Annotated in this window: 3 protein-coding genes and 1 tRNA gene; 2 read left to right on the top strand and 2 right to left on the bottom strand. The window is 71.3% G+C overall.

Features of this window, described 5'->3' with window-relative positions; genetic code table 11:
* Positions 1 to 277 precede the first annotated feature (277 nt).
* Complete coding sequence (locus tag SD626R_RS03570) at positions 278 to 943, top strand: DUF7119 family protein (protein WP_092563586.1); 666 nt, start codon at positions 278 to 280, stop codon at positions 941 to 943.
* Here SD626R_RS03570 and SD626R_RS03565 read toward each other — a convergent pair.
* Positions 919 to 2271, bottom strand: coding sequence for a M20 family metallopeptidase (locus SD626R_RS03565; RefSeq protein WP_092563583.1), 1353 nt, complete (start codon positions 2269 to 2271; stop codon positions 919 to 921). The two genes, SD626R_RS03570 and SD626R_RS03565, sit on opposite strands and share 25 nt — an antisense overlap.
* A 113-nt stretch (positions 2272 to 2384) precedes the next feature.
* Between SD626R_RS03565 and SD626R_RS03560 the strand changes: the two genes are divergently transcribed.
* Positions 2385 to 2458: transfer RNA gene (locus SD626R_RS03560), tRNA-Lys, on the top strand.
* A 422-nt stretch (positions 2459 to 2880) separates the two neighbouring features.
* On the opposite strand, the gene SD626R_RS03555 is transcribed toward SD626R_RS03560, so the two are convergent.
* Positions 2881 to 3537: a lactate utilization protein gene (locus SD626R_RS03555; protein WP_092563580.1), complete on the bottom strand. Its 657-nt coding sequence runs from the start codon at positions 3535 to 3537 to the stop codon at positions 2881 to 2883.
* Between the last annotated feature and the right edge of the window lie 413 nt (positions 3538 to 3950).

Below are 3950 nucleotides of genomic sequence, written 5' to 3'. Positions count from 1 at the left end.
GCCTCGCGGTTCGCGCTCTCCGAGCGCTCACCGGCTCCCTCGCGCGTGCTCCTCGCGCCCGGTGGGCGCTCGGAGGCACGCGCCACCGCAATCCGATGATAGATAACCGTGACGCCGCCTCACGGCTCACGTATAAACCACATCGCTGCCGTCGGGCGGCTGTCGCTCTCTCCGGGTCACTGTCGGCGGTCTCGCAGTCCGTCCCGACTCGTCTCGGTCGTGAGCGAATCCTGCCCCGGTGCCGGTCGCTTATATGTGTACACCCGAAGATGACCGTATGAACGAGGACTCCCGCGCGGACCGCCGCTCTCCCGTCGGCGAACCCGTCGTCCGGGCCGACCCCGAGGTGACGGGCGAACGGGCCGCAGAGGCGGTCGGCTTCGACCCCGACGACCCCGAGAGCGTGGCCGAGGCGGCCGAGACGGTCGCCCGCTTCGCGGCCGGCGACGTCGGCGACGAGGACAACGTCTTAATGCTGCGCGGGGCGGCCGCGTGCGCGGCCCTCGTCCGCGGCGTCGGCTCGTACAAGGCCGCCGCCGAGCGCGCGGGCGACGACGTCTCCGTGGCGTTCATCCGCAAGTGGGCCCGCGTCCACGACCTCCCGCAGGCGATCCGCCGACAGGTCGCGGGCGGCCGGATCGCGCCGAGCGCGGCGAAACACGTCGCGCGCCTCGGCGGTACCGACCGCTACCTGCTCGCGTGGGCGACCATCGACGGCGATCTGACGGTCCGCGAGGTGCGCTCTATCGCCTCCGCTGTCAACGACGGGGGCAACATCGAGGCCGCCGTCCGCGACGTCGGCGTCGAACTCGGATTCCTCGGCGTCCGCCTCCCCCTCGACACCTACGTGGAGCTCCGACGCCGCGCCTCGAACCGGAACGTCGATCCCGGCACGCTGGTCGCCGAGGCGCTCGACGGCTACTTCGCCGACGCGCCCGAGTAGTCCGTCGCGAACCGACCGACCGCGGCCGCGATCGCCGCCCGCCCCTCCTCGACCTCGTTCCACGCGATCGTCTCGTCCGGGTAGTGCGCCTCCGTGACGGTCCCCGGCCCCAGCAGCACGGTCGGGATCCCCGCCGCGACGTAGTGCCTGGAGTCGGCGCCGTACGTCGCCCCGGTCGGCTCCGGGTTCGGGAGGCCGGCGTCGACGAGCCCCGCCCGCGCGGCCTCGACGATCGGCTCGTCGACGGCGACCTCGCTCGGCTCGAACTGCACCGAGAACCGCTCGAACGTCGGCGGGTGCTCGCGCAGCCACGGATCCTCGGCGACGACCTCGTCGAGCCGCTCACAGAACGTCTCCTCCACCTCGTCGACCGTCTCACCCGGGGCGACGCCGATCCGAAACTCCGCGGTGAGCGTCGCCGGGACCGTCGACGCCCACGACCCGGCCTCGACCGTCCCGCAGACGACCGGCCACGGCACCGGAAACTCCCCGTACAGGGGGTGAGTCACCGTCTCGCCGCGCTCGTCTTCTAAGTCCATGAACGCCCCGCGGATCGCTTCGAACCGCGGGAGGACGTCCTCGCCGCGCCACGGCGTGGCGGCGTGCGCGCTCCGCCCGGTCAGCTCCAGCCGCGCCATCAGCGATCCCTCGGTGGCGACGACCGGGCGCAGCTCGGTCGGCTCCGCGACAATCGCCGCGTCGCGCTCGAAGGGGTACGGGTTCGCGAGCGCCGCGGTCGCCGCGCCGTACCCGCCGTCCTCCTCGCCCGCGACCGCCTCGACGACGACCCGGAGCCCGCCCGCCGGGAGGTCTATCTCCCCGGCCTCGACGGCCGCGCGCACGTCGAGCGCCGCGCCCACGCACGCCGCGACCCCCGACTTCATGTCCGCCGCGCCACGGGCGGTGAGCGTCTCGCCGCCCCCCGTCGGTTCGCCCCCACCGCCGTCGCCATCGGCGGCATCCTCCGTCCACACCGGCTCGAAGGGGTCGCTCGACCACGCCGCGGGCTCGGCCGGCACCACGTCGATGTGACCGTTCAGCACGACCGTGGGCGTGGCGTCGGCGCCGTTCTCATCGCGCGCCGTGCCCGCGCCGCCGAGTTCGAGCACGCCGCCGACGCTCTTTCGCCCCGCCACGTCCGCCTCGTCGAGGTCGTCCGGGAAGGAGGGGTGGCCTGCGAGGAGTTCGGCGTCGGCGTCCCACGCGTACGTCTCGAAGCCGAGGTCGTCGAGCGTCTCCGCGACGAAGTCGGCCGCGGTCGCCTCCTCGCCGGCGGTGGAGGCGAACCGACAGAGATCCGCGGCGAACGCCCGCATGTCGAAGTCCATGCTCGCGGGGACGCAGAGGGGGCCGGAAATCGTTTCGGATCCGCCGGACGAGGGCCTCGTCGCGGGCGGTTTCTAAACGTTTATCCGTGGTCTGTGCGTACGAATTCGTGTCTGGGCCGGTAGCTCAGTTAGGGAGAGCGTCCGGCTTTTAACCGGACGGTCGGGGGTTCGAATCCCTCCCGGCCCGTTTTCCTGCGACCGACGGGAGCAGTGAAAACGCCAGAGGGATTCGAATCAGGGAACGGAGCGGAGCGGAGTGACCGTGGTTCGAATCCCTCCCGGCCCGTACCCCACGCGGCGAGCAGTTCGCGAGCCGCGAGGCTATCGACGAGGGAGGGTTCGAACCCTGCCAGAGGCAGCCCGCGCAGCGAAGCGACAGGAACCTCTGGCTTCGGTTCGAATCCCTCCCGGCCCGTGTCCTGTCGCGAGCACTTCGCGAGCGACAGGTCTCGGAGAGGGATTCGAATCAGGGAACGGAGCGGAGTGACCGCGGTTCGAATCCCTCCCGGCCCGTACTCCTCGCCACGAACAACACCGCGAGCGGCGGCGTCGCCCAGGGGCGTCGAAAGGGAGAAGAGAGCGCGAGGCGTTACCGCCGTAGCCGCCAGTTCAGTACCCGAGCTGCTCCCGCACGAGAACCACCGTCGTCCGGCCTTCCTCGGTCTCCTGCCGGTAGATGAGCTGCTTCGCGATCGACGACTCGACGCCGTACGCCTCCTGCGCGCGCTCGTTCTCCAGCGGGTACGCGACCGACTCCAGCCGGTCGAGCGCGTCGTCGAGCGTGGGGACGATCTTGTTCACGCCGCTGACGATAATCACGTTGCCGGCGGCGAACGGGTACGCCCCGATGCGGCTGCCGGAGAGGTCGGCGGCGACGAGCTCGCCCGTCTCCGCGATCGCGTTGATCCCGCCGAGGAAGTAGTCGGCCGTCTGCGACTGCCGACGTGCGGCCTGTCGCTCGGCGTCGTCGTCGATGCTCCAGATCTCGTCGGCGAGGCTCTCCCAGTCGTGGTCGCCCTCGCTCAGGAGCTCGTCGAAGCCGATCTCTTCGAGGGTCGTCGAGTGCCCGTTCATCACGGAGACCCCCGCGGGGATCTGCGATTTGACGGTCTCCAGCGCCTCCTCGGCCGAGTCGACGACCACGACCTCGAACCCGCTGGCTTCGAGGCCCGCGACCGCCGATTCGACGGTCTCGTCGTCGGGGAGCTGGTCGAGCGCGTCGTCGATCTCGGTGTCGTCCGCGTAGTCCGCTTTCTGCTGTGGCATGATGAATGAAGTCGGACGGGACGCGCCGCGTCGCACGCCGTCGGGGCGTCCACGTCTCGTGGATCGATCAGAGGGACGGCCGACACTTAACGGCTCGCGAACCCTCGTGTCGGGTGGTAACGTCGGTGTTACCGTCGTGTCGGCGAAATGATCGTCGCCGTCGAACCACGAGCCGCCGGCTACGCGAGCGGTCCTCGATAAAAAGCGCGCGTCGTCGGGCCCGCGAGGGGCGCGCGACGTTCGGTCGGCGTGTCGATCCAGCGAGGCGGGTGCGGTCGGCGATGGGGGTGTGAAGGCGTTACCCGAACTTCACATCGCGCCGCCCATGCCGCCCATGCCGCCCATGCCGCCGCCCATTCCGCCGGGCGCGCCGCCGGGGCCGCCCTCGTCGCCGCCGTCGTCGGAGCCGCCGC

The sequence above is a fragment of the Halorubrum sp. SD626R genome (assembly GCF_001261915.1).
GTDB lineage: Archaea > Halobacteriota > Halobacteria > Halobacteriales > Haloferacaceae > Halorubrum.
This window is presented reverse-complemented; position numbering and strand designations above follow the sequence as displayed.

Bases quoted from the DNA above. Each gene is read 5' to 3' on its own strand.
- SD626R_RS03570 (WP_092563586.1), top strand. From the start codon at position 278: ATGAACGAGGACTCCCGCGCGGACCGCCGCTCTCCCGTCGGCGAACCC.
- SD626R_RS03555 (WP_092563580.1), bottom strand. From the start codon at position 3,537: ATGCCACAGCAGAAAGCGGACTACGCGGACGACACCGAGATCGACGAC.
- SD626R_RS03565 (WP_092563583.1), bottom strand. From the start codon at position 2,271: ATGGACTTCGACATGCGGGCGTTCGCCGCGGATCTCTGTCGGTTCGCC.